The organism is Methylobacterium oryzihabitans, assembly GCF_004004555.2.
GTDB lineage: Bacteria > Pseudomonadota > Alphaproteobacteria > Rhizobiales > Beijerinckiaceae > Methylobacterium > Methylobacterium oryzihabitans.
In genome coordinates, this window is record NZ_SACP01000069.1 from 1 (window position 1) to 3,737 (window position 3,737).

At 78.1% G+C, this 3,737-nt stretch carries 2 protein-coding genes and 1 pseudogene; 2 read left to right on the forward strand and 1 reads right to left on the reverse strand.

Annotated elements, in window-relative coordinates:
• Positions 1–514, forward strand: a pseudogene (locus tag EOE48_RS29490) (trifunctional transcriptional regulator/proline dehydrogenase/L-glutamate gamma-semialdehyde dehydrogenase); the annotation flags it as partial.
• Between the two features lie 10 nt (positions 515–524).
• On the opposite strand, the gene EOE48_RS28340 reads toward EOE48_RS29490, so the two are convergent.
• A complete protein-coding gene (locus EOE48_RS28340) occupies positions 525–1,550 on the reverse strand; it encodes a helix-turn-helix domain-containing protein (RefSeq protein ID WP_246155046.1) in 1,026 nt (341 codons plus the stop codon).
• 234 nt (positions 1,551–1,784) lie between these two features.
• On the opposite strand from EOE48_RS28340, the gene EOE48_RS28345 reads away from it, so the two are divergent.
• Positions 1,785–3,737 (forward strand): methyl-accepting chemotaxis protein (locus tag EOE48_RS28345; RefSeq protein WP_148239809.1); only part of this gene is annotated, 1,953 nt, incomplete at its 3' end.

Sequence of the window (3,737 nt, forward strand, 5' to 3'; positions counted from 1 at the left end):
CGGGCTCGGCCGCGCCGCCCCGGACGAGGCCGGCGCCTGCGCGGCCCTGCTCGCCGCGACGCCGCTCGGCGGCCACCGGGTGCTGCCCGGCCCGGTCGGGGAGACCAACCTCTACGCGCTGCATCCCCGCGGCCGGATCGCGGCGCTCGCCGGCAGCGAGGCCGGCCTGCGGGCGCAGCTCGGCGCGATCCTCGCCACCGGCAACGCGGCCGTGGTCGAGGCCGGCAACCCGGCCCGCGCCGCCCTGGCGGGCCTGCCCCCGGCGGTCGCCGCCCGGATCGCGACGGTCGATGATTGGGCCGCGGTACCGGATCTCGCCGGCGTGCTGGCCGAGGGCGCGGCGCCGCTTCTCGCGGCGCTGGCACGGGTCGCGGAGCGCGACGGCGCGGTGATCCCGGTGATCGCCGCCGGATCGGACGAGCCCTGCGACCTCGCACGCCTCGTCGAGGAGCGGGTGGTCTCGACCAACACCGCGGCGGCCGGCGGCAACGCCAGCCTGATGACGATCGGGTGAGGCGCAGCGCTCAGCGCCGCGCGACCGCGATGGTGCCGTCGTCGAGGGCGATGAAGCGGATGCCGGCCCGCCGCAAGGCCTCGACCGCGCTGTGGCGCGAGCGCGCCCCCTGAAACTCGGCGTTCTCCTCGAGGCGCCGGACGGTGGTGACCGACAGCCCGCTCGCCTGGGCCAGCATCGCCATCGACCAGTCGAGCAGGCCGCGGGCGGCGCGCAGATGGTAGCCCTGCACCGCCTGCTCCAGCGCCCGGGTCAGTCGCCGGTCGGCCCCGGTCGCCGGCAGGGCGCCATGGACCGGGTGCTTCAGCCCGGTCCGGCCGAGATAGGTGCCGTCGGCGTCCCAGGCCGGCACGCCGAGGATCCGGAACTGCCAGACCTCGCCGTTGGCGAGCCGCTCGCGGGCGAGGCCCTGGAACGGCAGGCCGCGGTCGTGCGCCTCCCAGCCTCGGGCGCAGAACGCCTCGCGCTCCTCGGGGACGACCATCACGAATGGATCGACGCTGATCTCGGCCAGCGTCGGCCCGTGGACGCGGGCCACCTCCGCCGGGAACACGTGGAGCAGGTCCAGCCCGAGGGAGAAGGTCGTGGTGAGGGTCGTGCGGTAGAGCGCCTGCCGGCGGCCCTCCTCCTCGCGGCACAGCCGCGTCAGGCCGTCCGGCTCGGTGACGTCGAGGAGGATCGCCGACAACCCGAGCGGGCGGCCGTCGGGAGCCAGACGCGCCTCCGCCGCGATCGACAGGACGCGCAGCCCGCCGTCCGGGCGGACGACGCGGACGGTGCTCAGGCGCGGGACCCGGCCGAGCACGAGGTCACCGGCCGAGGCCCAGCCCTCCCGGTCCTCCGGGTGGACGAGGCCGAGGAACAGTTCGTGGCCGGCCCGCGCGCGGTGCGGATCGAGGCCGAGCATCCGGAACAGGCCCGCCGACCAGACGTGCGCGTCGGTGGCGAAGACCCAGCGCCAGGTGCCGATCAGCCCCTCGGGCTCGATCAGCCGCTGGAGGCCGGCGGGAGCGAGGTCGAGGTCGGCGGCGCTCATGGCGGGCTCCGGCGGGCGGAGCGGGGCCGGTGCGGGGTCCGGCCGGACGCGCGGAACCCGATGGGACGGTTGCGTCATGCGGGCCTCCCGATCCCGGCGCGAGACCCATCTAAGCGCGAAAGCTCGCGCTAGGACAACCGCCGGCAGTGCCCGCCTTGACCCTCCGGCCGCGCCGCCTACAACCGGAGCGACGCTCCGGCCGCGGCGGACGCGCGACGTCAGGCGGATCCCGAGATGACACTGGTGAAGAAGGCGAGCCTCGCCGCCGCGGACCGGACCGAACCGGGCCGACCCGAGGCGGGCCCGAGGCCGGCCGGCCTTCGCGCCGGCGGCCTCGCCCGGGCGCGGGCGCGCCGGCAGAAGGCCGCCGAGCGCCTCGCCGCCGCCACCGAGGAACTCGCCGCCGGGATCACCCAGGCCGCCTCCGCCTCGCAGGAACTCGAACGGGCGATGGACGAGATCGGCCGCGGCGCCGAGTCGGCGGCCGGGGCGGCGCAGCAATCGCTGGCGGCGGTCGTCACCATCGTCGGGCGGCTCACCGAGGCGCGCGAGCGCGCCGACCTGTCGCGCCAGCGCACCGCCGCCTTCCAGAGCCTCGTGGTCGAGGCGGGCGCCCGGATCGCCGCCGCGGTCGCCGCCGTCCAGACCAATGCCGGGCGCCAGACCGCCGCGGTCGCGCTGATCGACGACCTCGACCGCGGCGCGGCGCGCGTCGGCGAGATCATCGCGACCGTCGGCTACGTCTCCGACCAGACCAACCTGCTGGCGCTGAACGCCTCGATCGAGGCGGCGCGGGCCGGCGACGACGGACGCGGCTTCGCGGTCGTCGCCGACGAGGTGCGGGCGCTCGCCGAATCGTCGGAGGCGAGCGCCGGCGAGATCCGGGCGCTGGCCGAGGCGATCGGCGCCGAGGTCCGGACGATCGGCGCGGCCATCCGGGCGGCGGCCGCGACCGGGGAGCGGCAGGCCGAGGCCGGGGCCGGCGTCGGCGGCCGGCTGGACGCCGCCCGGGCCGCCCTCGCGGCGCTCGCCGAGGGCAGCCAGGCGATCCTCGCGGCGAGCGGCGAGGCCGAGACGCTGGTGCGCGAGGCCCAGCGCGGGGCCGAGCAGATCGCGGCCGCGGCCGAGGAGCAGGCCGCCGCCACCGTCGAGGCGCAGCGCGCCGTCGCCCAGCAGAGCGCCGCCCTCGACGCCAGCCTCGGCACCGCCCACACCCTCGCCGAACTCGCCGACACCCTGCTCGCCAGTCCCTCCCTGGGGGAGAGCGCCGGAACCATCGCGGCCGGTGCCGAGGGATTGTCGGGTGCGGTGCAGGAACTGTCCGGCGCCGCCGACGAGATCCTGATCGCCATCGACCAGATCAGCCGCGGCACCGCGGTCCAGAGCGCCGCCGCCCGGCAATCGAGTGCCGCGGTCGCGGAGGTCGAGCGCAGCGCCGGCCGGGTCCGGGCGAGCGCCGAGGCCGCCGGGGCAGACGTGGCGGCGATCGCCGGCGCCCTGCGGGCGGCGCACGCGGCGGCGGGCGAGCTGGCCGACGGCGTCGCCGCCGCCCTGGCCGAGACCCGCGCCGGACTGCGGCGGATCGGCGAACTGGAGGGACGCACCCGGCGCATCGAGAAGCTCGTCGGCGCCGTCGCCCTGGTGCTGGTGCAGATCAGCATGCTGGCGGTCACCGGCTCGGTCGAGGCGGCGCGCACCGGCGAGGCCGGCCAGGGCTTCGCCCAGGTCTCGCGCGACATCGCCGCCCTGTCGCGCGACGCCAGCGGCGGGGTCGACCGCATCCACGACCACGTCCGCGGGCTCCAGGAGGGGGTCGAGGCGGTGCGCCGCGCCCTCGACGGGGTCGCGGTCCTGGCCGAGGCCGAGGTGCAGAAGAACCGCGGCCTGCTGGCGAGCCTCGCCGCCGTCGAGGACGACATCGTCCGGCTGGAGGCGGCCAACGCCGAGACCGCCGAGGGCGCCGCCGCGATCCTGCTCGCCGCCCGGGAGGTGCTGGCCGGCGCCCGGCAGATCGCCGCCGCCGCGCTCCAGGCCGACCGCGCCTCCGGCGAGGCGGCGACCGCCGCCCGCCAGCAGGCCCGGGGGGCGCGCGCGGCGGGCCGCCGCGGTGATCGAGGTGCTGCGCCCGCCGCCGCTGACCTGCCTGCCCGGCGCGGCCCCGACGCTTGCCGGCCTCGCCAACCGGCG

Coding starts and splice junctions, on each gene's coding strand:
- EOE48_RS28340 (WP_246155046.1), bottom strand. CDS start 1,550: ATGAGCGCCGCCGACCTCGACCTCGCTCCCGCCGGCCTCCAGCGGCTG.